Annotated in this window: 17 protein-coding genes, 1 pseudogene and 1 riboswitch; of the genes and pseudogenes, 10 read left to right on the plus strand and 8 right to left on the minus strand. The window is 53.4% G+C overall.

Features of this window, described 5'->3' with window-relative positions; genetic code table 11:
- Positions 1-40: 40 nt before the first annotated feature.
- Positions 41-736, minus strand: coding sequence for a FadR/GntR family transcriptional regulator (locus BED41_RS01650; RefSeq protein ID WP_066742252.1), 696 nt, complete (start codon positions 734-736; stop codon positions 41-43).
- A gap of 179 nt (positions 737-915) precedes the next feature.
- Between BED41_RS01650 and BED41_RS01655 the strand changes: the two genes are divergently transcribed.
- The gene (locus BED41_RS01655) at positions 916-1,896 is read left to right on the plus strand and encodes an ornithine cyclodeaminase family protein (protein WP_066742256.1); all 981 of its coding nucleotides are present in this window, start codon (positions 916-918) and stop codon (positions 1,894-1,896) included.
- Between the two features lie 91 nt (positions 1,897-1,987).
- Here the strand turns inward: BED41_RS01655 and BED41_RS01660 are convergent, their stop codons facing one another.
- Complete coding sequence (locus tag BED41_RS01660) at positions 1,988-3,034, minus strand: alpha/beta hydrolase (RefSeq protein ID WP_066742259.1); 1,047 nt, start codon at positions 3,032-3,034, stop codon at positions 1,988-1,990.
- A gap of 71 nt (positions 3,035-3,105) precedes the next feature.
- A complete protein-coding gene (locus BED41_RS01665; RefSeq protein ID WP_066742261.1) occupies positions 3,106-3,342 on the minus strand; it encodes a hypothetical protein in 237 nt (78 codons plus the stop codon).
- 126 nt (positions 3,343-3,468) lie between these two features.
- On the opposite strand from BED41_RS01665, the gene BED41_RS01670 reads away from it, so the two are divergent.
- Positions 3,469-4,362 (plus strand): LysR family transcriptional regulator, encoded by an 894-nt coding sequence (locus BED41_RS01670; RefSeq protein ID WP_066742262.1) that lies wholly within the window; start codon positions 3,469-3,471, stop codon positions 4,360-4,362.
- 36 nt (positions 4,363-4,398) lie between these two features.
- Positions 4,399-5,967: an L-serine ammonia-lyase, iron-sulfur-dependent, subunit alpha gene (locus tag BED41_RS01675; RefSeq protein ID WP_066742264.1), complete on the plus strand. Its 1,569-nt coding sequence runs from the start codon at positions 4,399-4,401 to the stop codon at positions 5,965-5,967.
- A gap of 112 nt (positions 5,968-6,079) precedes the next feature.
- Here the strand turns inward: BED41_RS01675 and BED41_RS01680 are convergent, their stop codons facing one another.
- Positions 6,080-7,303, minus strand: coding sequence for an aminotransferase-like domain-containing protein (locus BED41_RS01680; protein ID WP_066742266.1), 1,224 nt, complete (start codon positions 7,301-7,303; stop codon positions 6,080-6,082).
- A gap of 240 nt (positions 7,304-7,543) precedes the next feature.
- Positions 7,544-8,482 (minus strand): hydroxymethylglutaryl-CoA lyase, encoded by a 939-nt coding sequence (locus tag BED41_RS01685; protein WP_084002185.1) that lies wholly within the window; start codon positions 8,480-8,482, stop codon positions 7,544-7,546.
- 256 nt (positions 8,483-8,738) lie between these two features.
- Here BED41_RS01685 and BED41_RS01690 point away from each other — a divergent pair, with 256 nt between their 5' ends.
- Both BED41_RS01690 and BED41_RS01695 read left to right on the plus strand, forming a co-directional pair.
- The gene (locus BED41_RS01690; protein WP_066742269.1) at positions 8,739-9,566 is read left to right on the plus strand and encodes a sugar phosphate isomerase/epimerase family protein; all 828 of its coding nucleotides are present in this window, start codon (positions 8,739-8,741) and stop codon (positions 9,564-9,566) included.
- 19 nt (positions 9,567-9,585) lie between these two features.
- Positions 9,586-10,821 (plus strand): MFS transporter, encoded by a 1,236-nt coding sequence (locus tag BED41_RS01695; RefSeq protein WP_066742272.1) that lies wholly within the window; start codon positions 9,586-9,588, stop codon positions 10,819-10,821.
- Positions 10,822-11,166: 345 nt separating this feature from the next.
- Here the strand turns inward: BED41_RS01695 and hisD are convergent, their stop codons facing one another.
- Complete coding sequence (hisD, locus tag BED41_RS01700; protein ID WP_066742275.1) at positions 11,167-12,435, minus strand: histidinol dehydrogenase; 1,269 nt, start codon at positions 12,433-12,435, stop codon at positions 11,167-11,169.
- Between the two features lie 446 nt (positions 12,436-12,881).
- Between hisD and BED41_RS01705 the strand changes: the two genes are divergently transcribed.
- The 3 genes from BED41_RS01705 to BED41_RS16305 all read left to right on the plus strand — a co-directional run bounded on the left by BED41_RS01705 (position 12,882) and on the right by BED41_RS16305 (position 16,595).
- Entirely contained in the window at positions 12,882-14,099 is a 1,218-nt protein-coding gene (locus BED41_RS01705) for a serpin family protein (RefSeq protein ID WP_066742278.1), read from the plus strand.
- 446 nt (positions 14,100-14,545) lie between these two features.
- Positions 14,546-14,643: riboswitch (cyclic di-GMP riboswitch) on the plus strand.
- An 84-nt stretch (positions 14,644-14,727) separates the two neighbouring features.
- On the plus strand, positions 14,728-15,951 hold the full coding sequence (locus tag BED41_RS01710; protein ID WP_066742281.1) for a serpin family protein: 1,224 nt from the start codon (positions 14,728-14,730) through the stop codon (positions 15,949-15,951).
- 41 nt (positions 15,952-15,992) lie between these two features.
- Positions 15,993-16,595: a hypothetical protein gene (locus BED41_RS16305; protein ID WP_168160210.1), complete on the plus strand. Its 603-nt coding sequence runs from the start codon at positions 15,993-15,995 to the stop codon at positions 16,593-16,595.
- A gap of 108 nt (positions 16,596-16,703) precedes the next feature.
- Here BED41_RS16305 and BED41_RS01715 read toward each other — a convergent pair whose 3' ends face one another.
- Positions 16,704-17,945, minus strand: a complete 1,242-nt coding sequence (locus BED41_RS01715; protein WP_066742107.1) for an IS256 family transposase — start codon at positions 17,943-17,945, stop codon at positions 16,704-16,706.
- Between the two features lie 47 nt (positions 17,946-17,992).
- Between BED41_RS01715 and BED41_RS16890 the strand changes: the two are divergent.
- Positions 17,993-18,841: pseudogene (locus BED41_RS16890) on the plus strand (C10 family peptidase); the annotation flags it as partial.
- Positions 18,842-19,450: 609 nt separating this feature from the next.
- On the plus strand, positions 19,451-21,436 hold the full coding sequence (locus BED41_RS16700; RefSeq protein ID WP_229712370.1) for a calcium-binding protein: 1,986 nt from the start codon (positions 19,451-19,453) through the stop codon (positions 21,434-21,436).
- Between the two features lie 112 nt (positions 21,437-21,548).
- Here BED41_RS16700 and hydF read toward each other — a convergent pair whose 3' ends face one another.
- Positions 21,549-22,778, minus strand: a complete 1,230-nt coding sequence (hydF, locus tag BED41_RS01725; RefSeq protein ID WP_066742285.1) for a [FeFe] hydrogenase H-cluster maturation GTPase HydF — start codon at positions 22,776-22,778, stop codon at positions 21,549-21,551.
- Between the last annotated feature and the right edge of the window lies 1 nt (position 22,779).

Genomic DNA, 22,779 nt, shown 5'->3' on the forward strand with positions numbered 1-22,779 from the left:
CCGCTGCGCTGCGAAGACCGGAGCGGGCGGCAATTTTTCGTCAGCTGGGATTCCCCATGTCGGTGTCCAGCGTATGGCGGAAAACGATCAGCGATTTCTCCACGGCCTCCGCTAGCCCCTCGGTATTGCCGGTGCAAAATATATCAAGCAGCTTCTCGTGGTTTTCCATCACCGTACTGTCGAGCACCTCGCTGCTCTTGCTGATGTAGGGGCGGCAGAGCTCCATTATCATTCTGCCCATCTTAATGATAAATTGGTTGCCGGTCGCCTCAAGCATGATGCTGTGGAAGGTCCGGTCGGCCTCTCCCGCCTCCGACTTGTGTGAGAGCTGGAGCTCGCGGTATTCGTCGAGCGCGCGCCGCGCCGCCGCCTTTTTCTCATCCGTTGCCTTTGCGGCGGCGAGCGACATATAGGCCTGCTCAAACATCAGGCGGAATTCATAGAGCTCTTCGGCGCTCGACCGCTGGAGCATCATATCGAGGAGCAGCGGACGCAGTATCTGCGGGCCGATGGATTCTTTCAGATAGGTGCCTTTGCCCTGGGCCGATTCTACTACCCCCAGCACCTGGAGCATTTTGATCGCCTCGCGAATGCTCGATTTTCCCACGCCGTACCGTTCCGACATCTCCCGCTCGGAGGGGAGCAGTTCTCCCGGTTTAAACTCTCCGTCCCTGATCGAGTTTTGTATGCTGTCCAAAACGAGTTGAGAGAGCGTGTTTTCCCTTCTTAGTTCCATCACCGATCACCTCTGGATAAAATATACTCAGTCAACTGCGCGCGACATTAATCTGTAGTGAGACCGCCTTTATTATAAATTATCCGTGCCAATGAAGGTAGCGCTTGACAAAAATTGTTGGTTGATGGAGTATAGTTGTTAGCAGATATCTGATAAGTAAAATAGAGAGGGCGAATTATATGTTATATTTGAACGCCAAAGAGATAAGAGAGATCTTCTCGATGAGGGAGGCCATTGAGTCGGACCGCGAGGCCTTTATGATTCAGGCGGAGGGGCTGGCGGAGGTTCCCGTGCGGACGAATTTTGACGTCGTAAATGACGGCATAACCTCTTTTATGCCCGCGCTGATAAAAAAGTATCCGCGGGCGGGGATCAAGATCGTCTCGACATACACGGAAAATTATAAGAGGGGGATGTCCGCCGTTTCGGCGACTGTGCTGCTGGCCGATCCCGAGACGGGTGTCGTCAACGCGATGCTTGACGGTACCGAGCTGACGCGCATGCGCACCGGCGCCGTCTCCGGGCTTGCCACGGAGCTTTTGTCTAATGAGGATGCCGAGCGCGGCGCGCTCTTCGGAACCGGCGGACAGGCCGCCTCGCAGCTTGAGGCGGTGCTGACGGCAAGGCCGCTGAAGGAGGTGCGCGTCTTTGACATGACGGCCGAGAGGGTCGCGGACTTTATCAGCCGCATGGAGGAGTGCGCCTCGAAGTTCGGCACGCGGCTCGTCTCCGCCGGAAGCCCGCAGGAAGCCGTTACGGACGCCGATATTATCACCACGGTGACCACCAGTCCGCAGCCCGTCTTTGACGGACGCTGTGTGAAGCCGGGGGCGCACATAAACGCCGTCGGCACCTTCCTGCCGCATAAGCGCGAACTTGACGAGTATATTGTGAGGCGCGCCGACAGGATCTTTATCGATAACCGCGAGGCTGTGATGAGCGAGGCGGGAGAGTTCCTCATCCCTATGTCGGAAGGGCGTTTCTCGGAGGAGATGATCGCGGGCGAGCTCGGCGATCTGCTGCTGGGACGCGTCGCGGGCCGCAGCGATAAAAAAGAGATAACGCTGATGAAGACGGTGGGCTTCGCGACGCTCGATATCGTCATCGCGCATAAGGTCTATGAGAAGGCGCTCAAAGCCGGGATAGGTACGGAGCTTTAACGCCGCCGCTTAGGAATGAAATAAAAATTGTCCCGGTACCGCATAATATCTGCGGCGCCGGGGCTTTCGTTCTTTGAAAAACAGCGGTCTCTTACTTCAGGGATTGCTTAAAGAAGGATTCAAGTTTATCGAAGGGAATCAGCTTCACGCGGTCGTAGAGATCAGCGTGTCCGGCCTTCGGGACGATGTAGAGCTCCTTCGGCTCCGCGGCGCGCCGGTAGGCGTCCTCGCTGAATTCCCGGGAATGGGCCTCCGATCCCGTGATGAAGAGCATCGGGCGCGGCGAGATCGTTTCGATATCCTCGAAGGGATAGAAGTTCATGAACTTGACGTTGCTGGTTAAAGTCGGGTGCGTAGTGAGCTCCTTTGAGGAACCGGCGGGGGTGAATTCGCCTCTCTCCGTGCGGTAGAAGTCATAGAACTCACGCTCGATGGGGTTGGACTTTTCGGTGATCTCATGCACCGTGCCGCCGGTGTACCTCATCTCGCCGCCGGTGAATTCCAGCAGACGCTGCCGCGCCGCCTCTTCGAGGATCTTCTTTCTTTGTTCGACTGTCTGTGAATGGTTTAGGCCGCTGCGGTTCGCCGCTCCCATGTTATACATGCTGACGGTCGATACGGCCCTTATGCGCGGATCGATCTTAGCGGCGCTGACGGCGAAGCTACCGCTGCCGCAGATACCGATGGCGCCGATCCTCTTCGCGTCCACGAAGGGCCTTGTGCTGAGGAAGTCCACCGCGGCGCTGAAATCATCGGCGTAGACGTCGGGCAGGACGGCGTTGCGCGGCTCTCCCGCGCTCTCGCCCCAGAAGGAGAGGTCTATCGCCAGTGTGACGAAGCCGCGCTCCGCCATCTTCTGGGCGTAGAGGTTCGCGCTCTGTTCTTTGACCGCTCCCATCGGGTGGCCGACGACGATCGCGGGATACTTCGCGCCCCGGCTCATATTCTTGGGGGTGAAGAGGCTGCCCGCGACATCCATCCTGTAGAGGTTCTTAAAGACGACCTTCTCCGCCGTCACCCTGCCGCTCTTGTAGAAGTTGTCCGCGCCGTCCGACATATCCGCCGCGTGGGCCGTCCCGGCCATGGCCGTCATTGCGAGCGCCGCCGTTATTATCATTATCAATCCGATCATTTTCATAACTTTTTCTCCTTTCAGGTTTTGGCTTTCAGCCTTTATTGTTTTTTGCTTTGTGCTGCACTTTGATTTTTTTACCGCTTCTTGGCGGCTTTAGTCATTTTGAATGTCAGGAAATCAAGGCAGTCGATCTTCCTCTGGCTCTCGTGCAGGGCAAGAAGCAGCGCGGCCCGGTGTCCCGCAAGGAGCGCCGCCTGTTCCGCAGCCTTATCCTCCTCGCCCAGCAGCATATATTTTTCGATAGCCTCCGAAGGGCAGCCAGCGTCTCTCAGATTCTGTCTGACAGCCTCTTTTTCTCTTTCTCTCACCATTTCACCTCCTTGTCCCAAATTATATGAGGGGGTTATGAATATATCAAATACTTATAATAAATCTATTGCCATACGTGTAAGGCATAGTAAAATATATCCATTGCTGGATGAGAGGCAGGTGTGGTGATGGACCTTAGAGTATTGCAGTATTTTCTCGCGATCGCCCGCGAGGGAAATATTACGAAAGCGGCGGAATCCATGCACGTGACGCAGCCGACGCTCTCGCGCCAGATCAAGGAGCTTGAGACGGACCTTGGAAAGCAGCTGCTGATCCGCGGCAGCCGCAGGATCACGCTGACTGACGAGGGTATGCTGCTGAGGAAGCGGGCGGAGGAGATCGTCTCCCTGCTGGAGAAGACGGAGGGCGAGATAAGCGCTTCGGACGAGGTGATAAGCGGAGACATCTTCATCGGCTGCGGCGAGACGGAGAAGATGCGTTTTATTGTACGGGCCGCGAAGCTGATGCGCGACGACTATCCCGACGTCAGCTTCCACCTCTTCAGCGGCAACGAGGGAGATATCGCGGAGCGGCTGGATAAGGGGCTGCTTGATTTCGCCCTCTTCATCGGGATGGCAAATCTGGAGAAGTATGATCATTTTAAACTGCCGGATGATGATCTGTGGGGGCTGCTGCTGCGAAAGGACGATCCGCTCGCCGCCCGTGAGAGCATCGCTCCCCGCGACCTTGAGGGTATTCCCCTTCTCTGCCCGAGGCAGGTACTGCTCAATAACGATATGTCGGGCTGGCTTGGCCGCGATTTCCGGAAGCTGAACATCGCCGCCACCTATAACCTCGTCTATAACGTCTCGCTGATGGTTGAGGAGGGGATGGGCGCCGCCCTCTGCATCGATGGCCTTATCAACGTCTTTGGGCGCGGTGGGCTCTGCTTTCGCCCGCTTGAACCGAAAGTTACGGCTGGCCTTGTCATCGCCTGGAAAAAATATCAGGTATTCTCACGTGCGGCGGAGACGTTCTTAACGCGCCTGCAGAGCGGGCTTGCCATAGATGAAGATCAATAACGGCAAAAATAAAAATCAATAGGAGCTGATACTGTGATGGACAGAATGCCTGCAAGTATCTTTAACGACGTCATCGGGCCCGTAATGCGCGGTCCTTCCAGTTCTCATGTCGCGGGGGCGGCGCGGATCGCCGCCGTTGTGCGGCAGTCCGTCGGCGGCGCGCCGATGCGCGCCGTCGTCGACTTTGATGTGAACGGCTCGCTCGCCGCCTCGCATGACGGGCACGGCACGGATATGGGCTTTGTCTGCGGCATGCTGGGCAAGGAGATAACGGAGCCGGATGTGGATCGTTACGCGCGGCTCGCGGAGGAAGCCGGTGTGGAGATCGAATTCAGGATTCTCGACTATGGCGCGGAACACCCCAACAACTACCGCATAGAGGTATGGGGCCGCGGCGGCGAACATCATCTGTGGGAGGGGGTCTCAGTCGGCGGCGGTATGATCGAGATGCGGCGCTATGACGGTTTCGACATTTCGCTCTGCGGCGACTTTTACGAGGTGCTGGTGAAGTTTCCCCACGGCGGCGCGGCGGCGATGAAGTCCTCGCGGGCCGTCGCGGATTCCGCTCCGGATTTCGCGCAGGCTCTGGAGGGCGGCGGCGGGTCGCTGCTCTCGCTGAAATATTCAAAGGCCCCGGAGCCGGAGGCGCTGCGCGTTGCCGCCGCCGAACACGGGGCGCTGGATTTTGTGCTGATAGCGCCGATGCTGCCGACGCTTTCGCGCGCGAACTGCGCCGTACCCTTCTCGACCGCGGGGGAGATGCTCGCCTATAACGAGGGTCGGGGGCTTGCGATGTGGGAGCTGGCGGCGGAGTACGAAGCCGCGCGCGGCGGCACCGCGAAAGAAGATGTGCTGGAAAAGATGCGCGGACTGGTCTCGATCATGGAGGGAGCCCTTAAAGAGGGGCTTGCCGGTACGGAGTACGCCGACCGGATACTCGGCCCCCAGGCCTATCTGATCGAAGCGGCGTGCAAAGAGGGCGCGCTGATCCCCTGCGACATCCTCAACAACGTCATAAAGTCGGTCACGGCGATCATGGAGACGAAAAGCGCGATGGGCGTCGTCGTCGCGGCGCCGACCGCCGGTTCCTGCGGCTGCCTGCCGGGGACGCTGCTCGGCGCGGGCCTCGCGCTGGGCAAGTCAAGAGAGGAGATCACGCGCGCGATGCTGGCGGCGGGGCTTGTCGGCATCTTCATCGCGGAGGGCGCGACATTCGCCGCCGAGGTGGGCGGCTGTCAGGTCGAGTGCGGCGCGGGTTCCGGCATGGCGGCGGCGGGACTTGTGCAGCTCATGGGCGGCAGCGCGGAGCGGTGCGCCGACGCCGCCTCGATGGCGCTGCAGAATATTACCGGCCTCGCCTGCGACCCAGTGGCGAACCGCGTGGAGGTCCCCTGCCTCGGCAAGAACGTCATGGGCGGCTCGAACGCCGTCGCCTCGGCGAACATGGCGCTCGCCGGCTACGACAAGGTGATCCCGCTCGACGAAACCATCGCCGCGATGTACGACGTCGGTCTTAAACTGCCGCTTGAGCTGCGCTGTACCTTCGGCGGTCTCGGCAAAAGCCCCACGGCGCTGAGATTACTGGAAAAAATGAAAAACAGGTAATACCCGGCGCGGAGCGGCATAAAACCACCGCGCGGCCTGAACCGCAGCATAAACGCCCTGTCCGTTTGGACAGGGCGTTTATCCTAAATCTGCGGCTGCCTGTACTCCCAGCCTAGCGGTACTCTTTGAAGGCCTCCGCGAGCCTCTTTATTCCCTCTTCCGCCGTCTGCGGGTCTACCTTCGCGAAGGAGATGCGGAAGGCGCCGCGGCCGTTCTTCGCCTCGTCGATTGTATAGAAGGCGCTTCCCGGGATGATGCCGACCTTCTTCTTTTCCACCGCGAAGCGCGCGAAGGCGGTCATGTCCTCGATCCCCTGCGCCTCTCCCCAGAGAAAGAAGCCGCCCTTCGGGTAGTTCGTCTTTATTCCGAGCGGTTTGAGGTGCTTCTCTATCGCCTTTACCATACCGTCGCGGCGCACCCTGTAGGTGTCGCGCAGGAAGCCGACGCGCTCGCCGAAATCAACCGAACTCAGGTAATTGTAAAGGCCGAGCTGGAGTATCGCGGGGCGCGTAAGGCCGGCGCTGATGCGGAAGGCGTTGAGGTGCGGTATTATCGCGTCGGGCACCACCAGCCAGCCGCAGCGCATTCCGGGGGCGACTAGCTTGGAAAAGCTGTTGCTGTGCAGCACGCGGCGGTCGTCGCCGGCAAGGCTGAGGTATGTCGCGGGAGCCTCTTCGTCGTAGCTCAGATAATGGTACGGGTCGTCCTCAAATATCGGGATGTCGTACTTGGCGGCGATGGCCAGTATCTCTTTGCGGCGTGCCAGCGGCGAGGTGCGTCCGCTCGGATTCTGGAAGTTTGGTATCGTATAAAGGAAGCGGACGCTGCGCGACCGCAGGAGCTTTTCAAACTCTTCGGGGATGATGCCGTCGTCGTCGGCAGGCACGCCTACGCAGTTAGCGCCCTGCTTGCGGAAGGTGAGCAGCGTTTCGGTGAAGGTCGGGGCCTCGACGAGCACGGTGCAGCCCGGGTCGATGAGCGTCTCCGCGACGAGCTCGATCGCCTCGCCCGCGCCGTTGGTCAGCAGGATATTCCTGCTCGTCACCCAGTCGGGGATCATGCCGTCGGACCGCATACGCTCCGTTATCCACTCCCGCAGCTCCGTGAGGCCAAAGTCCTCCTTCGCGTAGGCGAGCAGCGAGGGGTCTTCAAAGATCGTGCCGAAGGCCCTTTTCAGCTCCTCGACGGGATATATGTCCGCCGACGGTTCGCCGGCCGTGAGCGAAATGGCTTTATGCTCGATGCTGAGCTTTATCATGACGCCTATCTCCGACGGGTCAAGTCTCTCTTTCGCCATAGTACTGAGTTGGTATTTGAATGAAAAGGGTTCCGCCATCTTAATTCCTCCCGAAGGTCAAATATCTTGTTGTTATTTTATAATGATAACTCATTTGCCGCGCTTTTTGTAAACACGGCGGGAAATTTGTGAATGTGCGGCGGATGAAAGACGGCGGCGCCTCTCCGGCTGATTCCCGGGATAAAGTAAAGGGCCGCGCCAGAAGGCGCGGCACCCACAGAGGAGAGTTTTGTGCAGCAAAATCAAGAAAGAGGGAGAGTCTTTCTCTGTGTATGTCGTTTACTGCTTTTTTGCCTCGGTGCGGCTTATGAGATCGGAGTTCTTGCCCGCGCGCAGCACCGAGCTGTCCGTGCAGTGGCCGACCCACTGCTGGAGCTGCCGGGCGAGCGCGATCATCCTGTCGAGGTCAATGCCGGTCTCGATACCCATCTCTCTGAGCATGTGGAGCATATCCTCGGAGGCGACGTTGCCGGAGGCGCCGGGGGCGAAGGGGCAGCCTCCGAGTCCCGCGAGAGAGGCGTCATAGCGGATGATGCCCGCGTTAAGTCCCGCCACCATGTTGGCTAGCGCCATGCCGCGCGTATTGTGGAAGTGGAGGAACCAGCGTACCGCAGGGAATTTTTCGCGCATGAAAGAGGCGGTGTCATACACCTGACGCGGGTTGGCCATGCCGGTGGTGTCGGACATCGAGAGCTCCGTTATGCCGAGCTCCATGAATTTTTCCGTTATCTCAACGAGCTTTGCGACGGGGATCTTTCCCTCGAAGGGACAGCCGAAGGCGGTCGATATCGCGCCTGAGACCGCCGCGCCGTTTTCGTGCGCGAAGGCCGTGCACTCTTTGAAGCCCTCGAGCAGCTCCGCGATGGATTTTTTCATGTTTGCCCGCGCGTGCGACTCGCTGGCGGAGAGAGTGAGCTTCACCTTTGTGATGCCGGAGGCGAGCGCGCGCTCCACGCCCTTTTTATTGGCTACGAGGCAGCGGTACTCGACGCCCGGCAGGCGGCGGATCTTCTTCGCCACTTCGTCGGTGTCCGCCATCTGCGGCACTGCCTTCGGGTGGACGAAGGAGCCGACCTCGATGATCGGTACGCCCGCATCCGCCGCGCCCTCGATGAGCGCCGCCTTCTGCTCTACGGAGAGCAGCGTTTTTTCGTTCTGAAGGCCGTCGCGCGGCCCGACTTCGCAGAATATCACCTTTTCCGGCCAGTTCATTGACATTTTTAATAACACTCCCGTCCATATAAATAGAAATCTCTATAACTCTTACGTTAAATTCATCTGATGCTGCAACTTTACCCTTTAAATTATATTCTGTCAAGTAGTATTTAATTCCGTATATTGGAAAATATTATTTCCTTTTGAAATTATAAAAATACTTGACAAAAGCCCTAAGAATAATTATTGTGTAGCTGTTCCTAATAAATGGTAATGTTTTCCGTTATACGAAATATAAATATTGTAGGAGGAAAAAATTATGGCACATAAGTATTCATTAGCGCATCTTACCGTTCTCGGCTGGTCTCCCGTGGAGATGGCCTACAACGCCGCCCTCATCGGCTACGATTATATCAGCATCCGCAACATCAACATGGGCGTCAAGGGCGAGCGGGATTTCAGCATCCCCATCGGCGGCGAGCGTTACAAGGCGCTTAAAGAGGCTATCGATGAGACGGGGATCGCGATACACGACATAGAGCTTGCGCGCGTCGTCGACGGCGTCGACGTGAAGAGCTACGAGCAGGCCTTTGAGTCCGGTGCCTCGCTGGGCGCGAAGGGCGTCATCAGCAGCGTCTGGACCAACAACAAGGACTATTATACGGAACAATTCGCGGCGCTCTGCGATCTCGCGGCGCAGTACGGGCTGAAGGTGAATCTCGAATTTGTCACCTGGGCCAGCGTATGGAATCTCGACGGCGCGCTTGAGCTGCTCAACACGGTGAAGCGCCCGAACGCGCGCCTGATGGTGGATACGCTCCACACCTGGCGTTCAAAGGTCTCCGTCGCCGAGCTCGCCGCCTGCCCGAAGGAGCTCTTCGACATGGCCCACATCTGCGACGGCCCCGCGGAGATCCCCGCGCGCGACGATAAAGAGGCGCTCATCTACACCGGACGCGACGCCCGCTATTATGTTGGCGAGGGCGCGATAAACATCGCCGATATGGTGAAGGCGATGCGTCCCGATACGGTGCTCTCCATAGAACTGCCGCACCTTGCGCGCGTCGAGAAGTACGGCTACACGGAACACGCGCGCCGCTGCCTCGCCACCGCGAAGGAATATCTGAAGAATAACGGCGCCGAATAGGCGCCGCCGGGCCGCGCGGATGAAGCGCCTCTTTTTTGTCGTACTGCTGCTTGGCTTTATGCTGAGCAACCTGATGCGGATATCAGGGGTGGTGGTGCTTCCTCCGCTCGGCGAATCGCTGGGGCTCTCCGCCTCGACGATCGGCTTTCTATCGAGCCTCTTCTTTTACACCTACGGCCTCAGCTTCGGTCTATGGGGCGTGCTCATCGACCGGCGCGGGGCCTTTCGCTGCTGCGGCGCGGCGCTGCTCATCGCCGCCTGCGGCTCCTTTATAATGATGTTTTCCGGCACGGCCTTCGCCGTCGGGCTGGGGCGCGCCCTCTGCGGCCTCGGCCTCTCGAGCGCCTTTACCGGGATACTCACATACTGCGCCGTGAGCTTTCCGCAGAAAGACTACGGCGGTTACGTCGGCCTTTCAATGGTCGTCGGCCATTCGGGTACGATCATCGCCGTCGCGCCGCTGGGATTTGCGATGGAGCTGATCGGCTCGCGCGGCGTCTTCTGCCTGCTCGGCCTCTTCGCCTCGGCGCTCGGCGCCTCGCTGCTCTATTTCCGCAGGCTCGACCCGCAGCCGCAGCCGCGCCCCGGCGAGGGCGCCGTAAATCCGGCGACGGTCTTTCGCGAACTTTGGGAGGTTCTGAAAAATATTTGGCGAAAATTCCCCCTGCGCGTGGTGATGTACACCTGGGGCATCTCCGCCGCCGCCAGTGCCGCGCTGCAGGGGTTGTGGGCGGTTGCCTGGCTCCAGAGCTCAGCGGGGATGGCGCGGGATACCGCCTACCTCTGCGCGACCTGGATAAGCTTCGGGATGGTCGCCGGCCCCGCCTTCGGCGGCTGGCTCGTCAAGCGGTGCCGCGATGAAAAACGGAGTCTCTTCACCGTCTGCCTGCTGACACAGGCGAGCTGGGTGCTTTGGCTCCTGCTCTCCATCTTTGCGAAATCTCCGGCGCTTTTTGGGGCGGCGGGATTTATGATCGGCTTCTTCAACGGCTGCGGCTACGTCTTTATGGGCAACGCGGTGCGCGCTCTCGTGCCGCTGAACCAGAACGGCGGCACCGTCGGCGTGATAAACATGTTCCTCTATCTTATGGTGATCCTCTTCCAGTGGGGCACGGGGGTCTGCGTCGACCTCTTCAAGGCCCCCGCCGGCGGCTACACCAACATCGGATTCCTCTCCGGTTTTTTCCTGATCGTCCTTCTCCAGGGCTGGGCCTTCCGGTTGATAACGAAGGTGAGTTCTTTTAAGGCTGCGTAAAGAGGGGCAGTATTGCCTGTCCCATAATTTTAATATGACACTTGTTCCTACGATAAAGGGTTGTATGTTGAACAGCCATAGTTATATAGCGTAACAAATGCTTTGACAGGGGCTTCATCGGTAGGAAGGGTTCTAGCCGCATATCGTACAGATACGGTAATATCGATGGATAAGTGTTTCTTATGAAAAATATGTTAAAGCGATAAGACCTACGAGCAAAGAAATCCGACGGCGGCACAAATTGGAAACTTATGCCGCCGCCGGAGCGTCTTTGTTTTCTTAAAATGCCGCCGTGTCCGCCTATGGCAGAGGAGGCGGTGTGATGTGTGCCGACGCGGCGGCCTCCTATATCTTCCTGATCCTCGCCGCCGCGGCCTTTGCGTGGGCCGTAAGCCCCTCCTCCGCCGCCATCGTTTCGGCGTCCGGGGCCAGCTTCGCGGCCCCCTGCGGGGTGATGTGCTGGAAGGTGCAGACCTTGAGGAAGTTCATCACCGACAGGCCGCCGGTATAGCGTGCCGCGCCCATGGTCGGGAGAGTGTGGTTCGTGCCCGCCACATAGTCCCCGAATACCTCGGCGGAGCCCTCTCCGATAAAGAGCGAGCCGTAGTTGCGCAGCAGCCCCATCAGTTCGAAGGGCTCTTTTACGTTGACCTCAAGGTGTTCGGGCGCTATTTCGTTGGCGATATCCGCCGCCTCTGCGAGGGAGTCGGCGATGATTATCCTGCCGTTCTCCTCCCAGGACTTCGCGGCGGTCTCCGCCGTGTCAAGATCTGCGAGCTGGCGCGTCACCTCGGCCTCCGTCTCGCGCGCTAGCCGTTCCGAGGTGGTGACGAGTATCCCCGCCGCGTCGCAGTCGTGTTCAGACTGCGCGAGGATGTCGGCGGCGGCGACAGTCGGCGAGGCGCTGTCGTCGGCGATGACGAGCACCTCGCTTGGACCGGCGATGAAGTCTATCCCGACCTTGCCGTAGACCTGGCGCTTAGCCTCAGTCACATATTTGTTGCCGGGGCCGACGATCATCGCCACGGGGGCGATCGTCTCCGTACCGCAGGCGAAGGCGGCGATCGCCTGCGCGCCGCCCACCGCGTAGACCTCGTCCGCGCCTGCGGCCTTAAGGGCGGCGAGCGTCGCGGGATGGGGCAGGACGCTTCCCCGCATCGGCGGCACGGCGGCGCAGACGCGCGGCACTCCCGCCGCCTTCGCGGGGATGACGAGCATGAGCGCCGTAGAGAAGAGCGGATGGTTGCCGCCTGGGACGTAGCAGCAGCAGGAATCTACGGGAATCACCGAGTGCCCGAGGAATACGCCCTCCTCGACCTCGACCTCTCCGAGCGGCCAAAGGGAGTCCCTTTGCAGCTCCGCGAATTTTTTGATGTTCGCCGCCGCGCGCTCGATCGCGCCGCGCAGCTCTGGCGATATCTCATCGTAGGCGCGTTCCAGCTCGCTCTGTGGTACGCGGAAGGAGGCCGCGGGTGCGCCGCCGAATTTTACGTTATAGTCGGCGACGGCAATATCCCCATGCTTGCCGACACGCTCGATGATCTCTCTCACCTCCGCGAATATGCGCGTGTTCTGCGACAGTTCCTTTGCTTTTGCCTCTTTATAGAATTTCATGTAACTCATCACTCCATCAACAGTATGCTATCATGTTAAAGAGATGTTATTATAGCACAAAATATCCTGCCAATCGTATTGAAGGGTTTTGTTTTTGTCATGAAGCCGATATGGAAAATCGGATTCTTGCTAATGGCAGCAATTGACTGGCATGATGAAATAAAGTATTATCGAAGCTAATAACCTGTACATTTTTCACATAAACAGAAAGAATTACAAAAACTATATTATAAAATCGTCAGCCTGAATGACATTATGCGGATATGTATTATCAGCTCATAAACGGACAAAGACGGCGGCGCAAAGCTAAAGGGTCTAAGGCCCGTATTGGCATCAGCGGGTAAACGACAGCCAGCTGCCTCGAAAATCCATCTTCATGCTGTGTAAATGCATGGAGGGGTTAGGCGGTTGGGTGTCGTTTTTGCTTTGATTGAAAGGGTGTAAAGATGTTAAAGAACATTGGTACCGCTATCCTCATATTTTGTTTGACGGCTTTATCGGCAGGCGCGGCGTTCGCCGCTGACGGCGCGTCTAACGATGATCTCCTGCGCGCGCGGGAGCTAAGCAAATCGGTAAACGCCTTTGCCTTTGATCTTTATAAAGAGATCGCGAAGGAAGAAAAAGGCAGCATCTTCTTCTCGCCCCTCAGCATCTCAATGGCCCTTGCTTTGGCCTATGAGGGAGCGGCAGGAGAGACCCGTGAGGAGATGCGGCGGGTTTTGCATTATGATGACAACGTCGGCAAACAGTTTCGCGCCTATCTCGATGTTTTAAACAATACCACGAAAAAGTCAGGAGAATTTTTATTGGCGAATGCCGCTTGGCTTGACATTCATCTAAACATTAGAGAGAAATACGTCGACACCTTAAAAAAATACTATGACAGCAAGGCCACGAAGATCGATTACAGCGATACACATGGTGCGGCGGAGGCGATTAACCTCTGGTGCTATAGAAATACTAAGGGAAAAATAAAGAAAATCGTTGTCCCTGGAGATTTGAAGGGATGCCGATTGGCGCTGGGAAACGCGGCATACTTCAAGGCGGAATGGCAGCGTGGGTTTAGAAAGGAGCGTACTGCTCCCATGCCGTTCCACAGGTCGGAAAAAGAGGTTGTCGAATACCCGATGATGAAGACACGGGGAAATTATAAATATTACGAGGACAAGAAAATTCAAAGTCTGACGATGCCATATAAAGACGGCATTTTTGCCATGATTGCTATTTTGCCTAAAGAAATACGGTACATGAAAAAGATAGAAAAAGAGTTAGGGGAAGCGTTATTGTCAAAAATACTGTCCTGTTATGACATAGCAAACGTAAATCTTTGCCTTCCCAGATTCATGATAGAAGAAAATTACCAAATGGCGTATTGTCTTCGCGCTATTGGCATGAACAAGGCATTGAGCAGTGCTGCGAATTTTTCGGGAATAACGGGAATGCCCGGCCTGTATATAGATAAGGTAATACATAAGGCCATTGCCGGGGTGACTGAAGAGGGAAGCGAAGCCGCGGCGACCACAGTAATTATTATGAATAAAATACTCCCTCCGCCTGGCAAACGGCGCGTGATTGAATTTACCGCGGATCGTCCATTTCTCTTTTTTATCCTCGACAACAGAACAAATACGATAATGTTTATGGGGAAGTGGGTAGGAGAATAGCCGTTCTTTGAAGTGTATTAAGTAAAGAATACATAATAACAAATATAAGGAGGCAAGTCAGAATGCGTACAAAAAATATTAACGCAATATTATGGTTGTTATTCCCAATTTTTATCCGCTCAGCCCATACCTTTACTTCATCGTTGACAACAGAAGCGGCGCTATTCTCTTAATGGGACGGTATTGCGGCAGGGAACAGAACGAAAATATCCTGTCATGGTAATAAATTTAAAAGGGGAGCGTTATAGATATATTTTTAGAAATTATAATATTAATTACAATAAAACTTGACCACACTAATAAATTAGTATAGTATGTATATTAATAATAGACACATTTTATCACTTAAATAAAAGATATTATAAGCATACTATTTATGAGGCCTCAACCTTAAGCGATATGGTATTTTGTACATGGTTCGGCCCATAGAGGGTATTTGATATCAAAAAGAGCAAAGGCAAAACCGTCCAAAGACGGCGGCGCAAAGCTAAAGGGTCTAAGGCCCGTATTGGCGTTAGCGGGTAAACGACAGCCAGCTGCCTCGAAAATCCATCTTCATGTTGTGTAAATACATGAGTGGGTTAGGTGGTTGGGTGTCGTTTTTGCTTTGGTTGAAAGGGTGTAAAAGATGTTAAAGAACATTGGTCCCGCTATCCTCATATTTTGTTTGACGGCTTTATCGGCAGGCGCAGCGTTCGCCGCTGACGGCGCGTCCAACGAAGATCTCCTGCGCGCGCGGGAGCTAAGCAAATCGGTAAACGCCTTTGCCTTTGATCTCTATAAGGAGATCGCGAAGGAAGAAAAAGGCAGCATCTTTTTCTCGCCCCTTAGCATCTCAATGGCCCTTGCTTTGGCCTATGAGGGGGCGACGGGCGAGACCCGTGAGGAGATGAAGAAAGTTTTGCACTATAACGACAATATAGGAACACGGTTTAAGGCTTACATTGAAATGGTGAATAAAGTCCCCAAAGAATCGGGAAAGTTGTATGTCGCGAACGGGATATGGGCTGATTGGAGCGTTACTTTACTATCCAACTATGTCATAAAAATAAAAAGAGACTACGGAAGTGAAGTGAAGAAACTTGACTTTAGGAAACGGGCACATGTAGCCTCAGTGATCAATAAATGGATAGAAGACAAGACAAGGGGGAAAATCAAAGGAATAGTTGACGAACGCAGCGAGATGTCGTGGGCGATGAGTATTATTAATGCGGTATACTTTCAAGCATTTTGGATGGAACCATTTCCGGAAATAAACACACGGAAAAAGACCTTTTACTGCACGCCAACCATGACGGAGCAAGTAGATATGATGTATTCACAGAAAACGATATCATATTCAGAAACAGATGATTTTCAGGCAATATCTCTGCCGTATAAAAATTGGCGATATTCTATGGTCGTAGTACTCCCCAGAGAGCATCAGAAGCTTGGTAAACTTGAAAATAACATCTCCGATATCGAATTCAGAAAAATATTAGCAAGCTTTAAAGAATATCGTGTAAACGTCTATCTGCCAAAATTCCGGACAGAAAAGGCATATCCGTTAAAAAAACAGTTAATGAAGTTAGGCCTCAAACAGGCTTTTAAGAGAGGGGCGAATTTTAACTACATCGGAACTGCGTCTAATGGCGGACTATACATTGATGAAGTGCTCCACAAGTCCGTTATTGAAACAACAGAAACACATACAAAGGCCACGGCAGTTACCGAGGTCAGATTGGGCGTGGTGCTCTCACCTGGAAAGACCACTGATATAAAAGAGTTCAGGGCAGATCATCCGTTTTTATACTTGATAATCGATAACGTGGCAAGGACAATCTTGTTTATTGGAAGATATGTAGATAATTAATTGATGATTTGCATTATAAAAATTAATGGGGGTGTATGTTCATGCTTTTAAGAAAAATCTCGCTTAGTCTATTGTTGATGTCTTTTGTTTTTTTATACCCTAACCCAGCAACTGCTGATGTGGTATCTGAAGCGGAAGTTGTGAGTGCAGTAACAAGTTGGCTAAATGAAACAAATTCGCATTGTGGTGAGGAACTAGGTTCGCAGATAAGCTCAATGAAATATTATAAATCAAATGTTTCAGCCAACTTAGGTTATTATCTGGTGTTGTTAAGCTCAAAAGGATGGATACTTATCCCTAATGATGATTCCTGTTGGCCTATACAACTTTTTGGTGGCGGGGTCATGACGACAGAAAAATTTGAAAACAGTATGTGGTATCAGACATTGGTTTACAATTCTTCTAATGTTGTAAATAAGCAAGGAAATTCAAATGTATTAACGATATTACAGAGTAATAATTGTAACATAAATACAGACATTGATATAATAGTAAATAAAAATAAGTGGAAAACCCTTTTAAATTCAAAACAGCCTAACGGCAAAATATCTGCTTTATCAAGTCCTGAGTTGAATATAAATAGCGCTGATGTTCGGGTTGATCGGGCGTGTGAAAAAAACTCTGTAAATATGGACCTTCTGTGAGAAATCCAATACAACTAGGGCTAATAACGATCCCTGTATAACAAAATTATCAACCTATTAAGTGGCCAGTGTCAATACAAACACTGGCCGCTTTTTATTATTCTTAGCCTATTCAGGCATCCGTCCTTCATACATTACAGCTAGTTCACCAAGGATACTGCGCCAGTTCCTAACTGGCATACTCCATTTCTTGGTTGCTTCAAAAGTAGCAAGATATAAGGCTTTCAGAAGGGCGCCTGCGCTGGGGAATACGCTTCTTTGGCTGTTGAGCCTGCGATAGGTGGAATTAAGGCTTTCTATCGCGTTTGTCGTGTAAATGACCTTTCTTACCTGGCAAGAAAATTTAAATATCGGAGAGATCGTATCCCAGTTGCGCTCCCACCCCTTCACTGCATTTGCATATTTTAATCCCCACTTCTCAGCAACATGCTCCCTCGCTTCCAGCGCATGGGACTCGTCGGGAGCTTGATATATTGTTTTTAGGTCTGCGGCAAATTCTTTGCGGTCTTTTTCAACCACATATTTCATAGTGCTCCTGACCTGATGTATAAGGCAGCGCTGGTATTCAGTCTGCGGGAACGCACTTTCTACTGCTTCGCGCATTCCGCTAAGGCCGTCTGCACAGAGAATGAAGATATCCTTTACACCACGGTTCTTCAGGGAATTCAGGACTGTCAGCCAGTATTTGGCGCTTTCATTTTCTCCCACCTGCAGACAAAGCACTTCTTTTATACCGTTGCTGTTGATTCCAAGTATTACATAGGCTGCGAGCTTCTTTACAGCGTTATCTTCCCTGACAGAATAATGAATCGCATCTATAAAAACAATGGGATAGACTTCGGAGAGTGCCCTGTTCTGCCATTCTTCGATCTGCGGCATTATCTTGTCAGTCACATCCGATATGAAGCCTTCTGAAACGTCGAACCCGTAAATATCCTGTATCGTTGCCGATATCTGACGGGTAGTCATTCCTTTAGCGTACATAGATATTATTTTCTGGTCTATCTCGGAAATATCTTTTTGTCGCTTTCTTACTATCTTAGGATCGAAGCTGGATTCCCTGTCCTGAGGAACGTCTATGCAAAACTCTCCAAAACTTGAGTTTACATGCTTTTGTTTGTATCCGTTGCGGTAGTCGCTGCCTTCTGAACGCTGAGATTTCTTATAACCGAGATGTTCGTCCATCTCAGTCTCCATCATCTCTTTAATCGTACCCCCCAGAAGATCTTTCAGCGCATCCTGGATATCCTTTGCAGATTTGATATCGTATTCCTGAAGTAGGTATCTGATGATATCTCTTTTCCCGTCTGTCATCTGAACTTTGTGAGTAATCTTCTTATCTTTTGCCATTTTAAAGGCCTCCTGTAAGTAATTTTAATTTATCACAGAAGGCCTTTTTGGGCGATTTCTTTATTTACAGAGTTTGTTTCATAGGCTCGGTTGATCGTTTATTAGGCAATGAACAGTATTGGGCACAGTCTTATCCATTTGACTATGAGACTACTTTTTATAAATTAACAGAAAGCACTGATATTAATACACTGCATGCAGGTAATGTTGAGGATAATGAGCAGTATCCAGTTGGCTGTGGCCCGTTATCCGTAGCTCAGTTATTCCATTACTTGATAGCAAAGAAGAACCCAGTATCACTAAGTTCACCAACAACAATCTTTTCAGTCCAGCAAAATTTTGCTTTAGGACAATCAAAAAATAACTTTTATATAAATAGAAAATATTCCTCATTGATAGGTAGCGATGATCAATTTCTAACGCTTGCATTTACGTATCCTCGAATACAGACAAGTTATAATATTGAAGAAATGTCATGTTTTCACGGCGATAATATGACCCCTGCAGTCTCGGCCAAAGTGTCACAATATATAAGCCCAATGATACGTGACATCGGTATTGCGTTTGGTGCAACGTATGACATCGTAAAAGGAACAGCAACAACGTTAAACAATATAAACAATGTGTTTAATGGATTATTAGAATTTCCTAGTAACACTAGTCGGTATGTTATGGCTCCCGGATTTGTAGTTCCTGGACATAATCCAGTTTTCTACTCTATCTATAAAAAGACAATAAATAATACCATAATTACGAACCTTGATTTAGGTTTTCCCGTGTTACTTGCTCTTGATTTAACATCACCATATGAAGGTGGGCACGCAAGTATTGTTGATGGGTATGCATTTGATATGCTCTCAACATCTTCATCTACCCCCTACTTTCATATAGTAAGTGGGTGGTCAAGTCATACAACGTCTCCTGATGTAACCGGGAACTGGATAAAAGATGAAGGGACATGGAGTTACGGATTAACTACTCTTATTCGGGCACAGCGGGAACAGCAAAATATCAATTATGAGATTACACCTTTCGGAATAGCATATAACTTATTCCGTGATTTATCTACAATATCATCAGACCAATTTATTGATTATGCCCAGATGGGAGTTTTAAAACCCGTTGTGTTTAGCGGACGTATAGTGAAACCAAATCAGGTTAAAGGAATGCGCCCAATTCCAGTTATTAACGCTGAGATATCTATTGCATGGGGATTGGGCGGAAGTAGTTGGACTGAAGATTCAAATAAATATACTGTTAAAACTAACGGCAAGGGGATTTTTGCATGTATAGTAGACGGAAGAAACAGAGTCGCGTTGAAGGTAACCAGTCCTGATATAAGTTTTTATAAAATTGAATATAAGACTGTAGAAGAAAATACTTCTTATACGGGAAATGTGGGTGAACTTGATAGTCATATTGCTAATGAATGGCTTGCAGATTTAGTTCCACTAAAAATAGCCGCAGCCACAAGCCAATATGAAACTGCGTCAGATCAAAGCGCGATGTTTGTATCAAAAGGTATGTCCGAGGGAGAAAAATATATAGCAATATCAAAAGATGCCCTGGCAACAGCAGATTTATCATATCTAGGCGATGGCGTCCTCTTCATCGGTTCCGACCCTGCCTTTGACTACAACGGCAACTACGACACGGACACCGTGATCAACGTCATGCAGTTTGTCCGGAATGGCGGCACCGTCGTTACCAGCGGCAAGAGCACGGCCTTCCCCGGGATGGTGGGATTCTCCAAGGGACTGCGTTTCTATTCTTTCTCTGGACTGCCCAAACCTTACGGAGCGACGAAATCTATCAGTACCAGGGTTTCCGCCTGGGCGAACCATATCAAACAGTACATGCACGGACAGGACACGTTCAACATGGTTTCCGCGCTTTCGGCCAGAGATCATTCCCTGATCAGCGACCCCGGCAATACCAGCGCGTTCGCTATCGGCACGTATGTGTTTGAAAGCATGATATGGGGTCCTTGGGGCCCGGAACTGGATTATAACCTTACGTATGTCCCCGCCGGAACGACAATCGAATATGGAGATAACGGCGGCAAGCTTATCTATATCAACGGGGAATTTTCTCTTAACCATGCGGAGGGCGGACTGGCCAGAGATTTTGTGAACGCCTTGATCGATCCCATCCTCTTCAAGGCGGATGACGAGGAGAGCCTCTCTGACGCCGTCGGCGGTGAATACGGCGCGCTCGGCGGACAGCCGGTTGCGATGAACAGCCTCAACCTAAAATCGGTCGTCTATAATAACGGCGTTACCGTAAACAATATCGCCACCAGCGACGATGTGAGCTTTGTCTTTACGGTAACAGACCGTATTGCCGACAGTTCGGCCCCGGACCTTGTAGTATCCGACGACGCGGTGCCAACTTTGACGGTCAGTCTTCGGAATCCGGCTGGCGAGGTTGTCGCCGCGAAACAAACGCCTACCTCTGCGGATAATACTCTGGCCTTCGCCCTTTCGGGCGACGCCGCCGTGGCCGGAGAATGGAAGATGGTAGTGGAGAACGTCTACGGCTTTGACGGACGGCGCGTCGTGGTGGCGGCTTCTATTACGGGAGATTATGACATTGGCGACGCCGTCACGCTCCCGCCCCCTTCCAACGCCGCGATGGCTATGCATCCGCGCGGAGCCGCTGGCGATACTTTTAGTTACCAGCTTGGCGACGGTACCATGACGCTGAGCGATACAGGCCTTAGAAAACTGGCGCTTGGCACGCTGGTAAAGCCTGAATATCTTGATTTTACCCGTGTCGACGACGACCTGGTGGTCCGTATCAAGGGAGGGCTCAACAAGATCAAGCTGCCGGGATGGTTCAAACGTATGGGCTCGGATTTCTTTGAGGTAACCTTCGCCGGAGGCCGGAAACTCAGTGGCCGCGAGGTGAAAAAATTAGCCGTTGTACGCGAACCGGAGATCGACATCACGCCGCTAATGATAGAAGAGCGGCTGCGGGGCACCGATGGCCGCGACAGCCTCTCGGGGAAGACAAAGAACGCATTCCTCTTTGCCGGCAAAGGCGACGACGCCATCAGCGGCGGCAGCGGCGACAACGTCTATTATTACCGCAAGGGCGACGGCAATGACACGATAACGCTTGGAGATAAGAAAAATGTTCTGCGGTTCCATCTGGAGATCGAGCCGGAAGAGGTGACCGCGGCGAGAGACGGCGGCGACATGGTCTTTGACCTCGACGGCGGAAGCGTGAGGATAAAAGACTGGTTCCGGGGCTCAAAGCTTACAAGGATAGAGTTCCCCGGAGGCGTCGTCTGGGACGACCGTGACGTTGAAAAACTTGCCGCAGGCAAGAAGCTGACGCCGCGTGAATATTACCTGGCCCCTCCCGCCGAGCCGAAAGCGGAAGGACTGCCCGCTGGAACAGGCGGCGGCTGTAACAGCGGAATTCCGGTAGTTTCTCTGATGTCTGTGGCGGTTGGCTGGGCTGTAGTTCGCAGACGTAAACGATAGAAGGCTCTTGTAGAAAGAGGGTTTGTTTGTGATAGGTGACAGCGTCTGGTTTCCATAGTGTTTAACTAAAATAGGAGGGGCGAAGCGTACGCCCCTCCTATTCAATGCAGGCTTATATTTTGAACATCTCCGTTACGCGTTCCAGGATGCCGTTCAGCTGCGCGATCGCGATGCCGTAGTTGGTGATGGGTACGCCGGCGGCCTGGGCTTCGACGATGCGGCTCATGAGCTGCTTGCGGTTGAACATGCAGCCGCCGCAGTGGAGTATCAGCGCGTAGTCGCCGAGGTTTTTCGGGAAGTCGAGGCCGGTGGCTATCTCTGTGACGAGCCCCTCTCCGGCTCTTTCGCGCAGCCAGCGCGGCAGTTTTTCGCGTCCGATGTCTTCGTTGAGCGGCGCGTGGGTGCAGGCCTCGGCGATGAGGACTTTATCCGTCGGTTTGAGCTTGTCTATCGCCCTCGCCCCCTCGACGAATACTGAGAGCTCGCCCTTGCTGCGGGCCATGATGATGGAGAACGAGGTGAGCGGCACCTCGCGCGGCAGCAGAGCGTTGACGCGGCCGAAGACCTGCGAGTCGGTGACGACAAGCGCCGGCGGCTCCCTGAGCGCCGCGAGCATTTCGGGCAGCTGGTCGGCGGTACAGGTGAGGGCCATGCCCTTGTGGTCGAGGATGTCGCGTATCACCTGTACCTGCGGCAGTATCAGGCGTCCCTTCGGAGCCTGGATGTCCTGCGGCGCGACGAGCACGACCGACGCGCCGGGGGCGAAGAGGTCGCCGGTCAGCGTAGGCGTCTCAAAGTCGGTGGGGGCGTTTTTGATGATCGCGGAGAGCAGGGCCGGACGGTATTTTTTGTCCAGCGCCGATACCGCCGTGAAGGGGATCCCAAATTCGTCCTCGAGCTCCGTCCTTATTGTATCGGCCCTCTCCGGTGAGATTCTGTCTATCTGATTTAGTACGCCGATGACGGTTATTTTGCGGTCGCGCAGCTCCGCGAGCCATTTTTTCTCAAGCGCGAGCCCCTGCTCGGGGGCAGAGGCCTCCGCCGCGCCGACGACGAGCAGCGCGAGGTCGGTGCGGTTCATCATCTCTTTTGAGCGTTCGATGCGCAGCTCTCCAAGCTCCCCCGTGTCGTCAAGCCCCGCCGTGTCGATGACGGCGATCGGTCCTAGCGGCAGAAGTTCCATGCTCTTGATGACGGGGTCCGTAGTGGTACCCGCGTATTCTGAGACGAGCGCGGTCTGCTGTGCCGTGACCATGTTGATGAGGCTTGACTTGCCCGCGTTGCGCCTGCCGTAGAAGGCGATGTGCAGCCGGTTCGCGCGCGGCGTATCCATAAGCGCCATT

The sequence above is a fragment of the Cloacibacillus porcorum genome, assembly GCF_001701045.1.
Lineage (GTDB): Bacteria > Synergistota > Synergistia > Synergistales > Synergistaceae > Cloacibacillus > Cloacibacillus porcorum.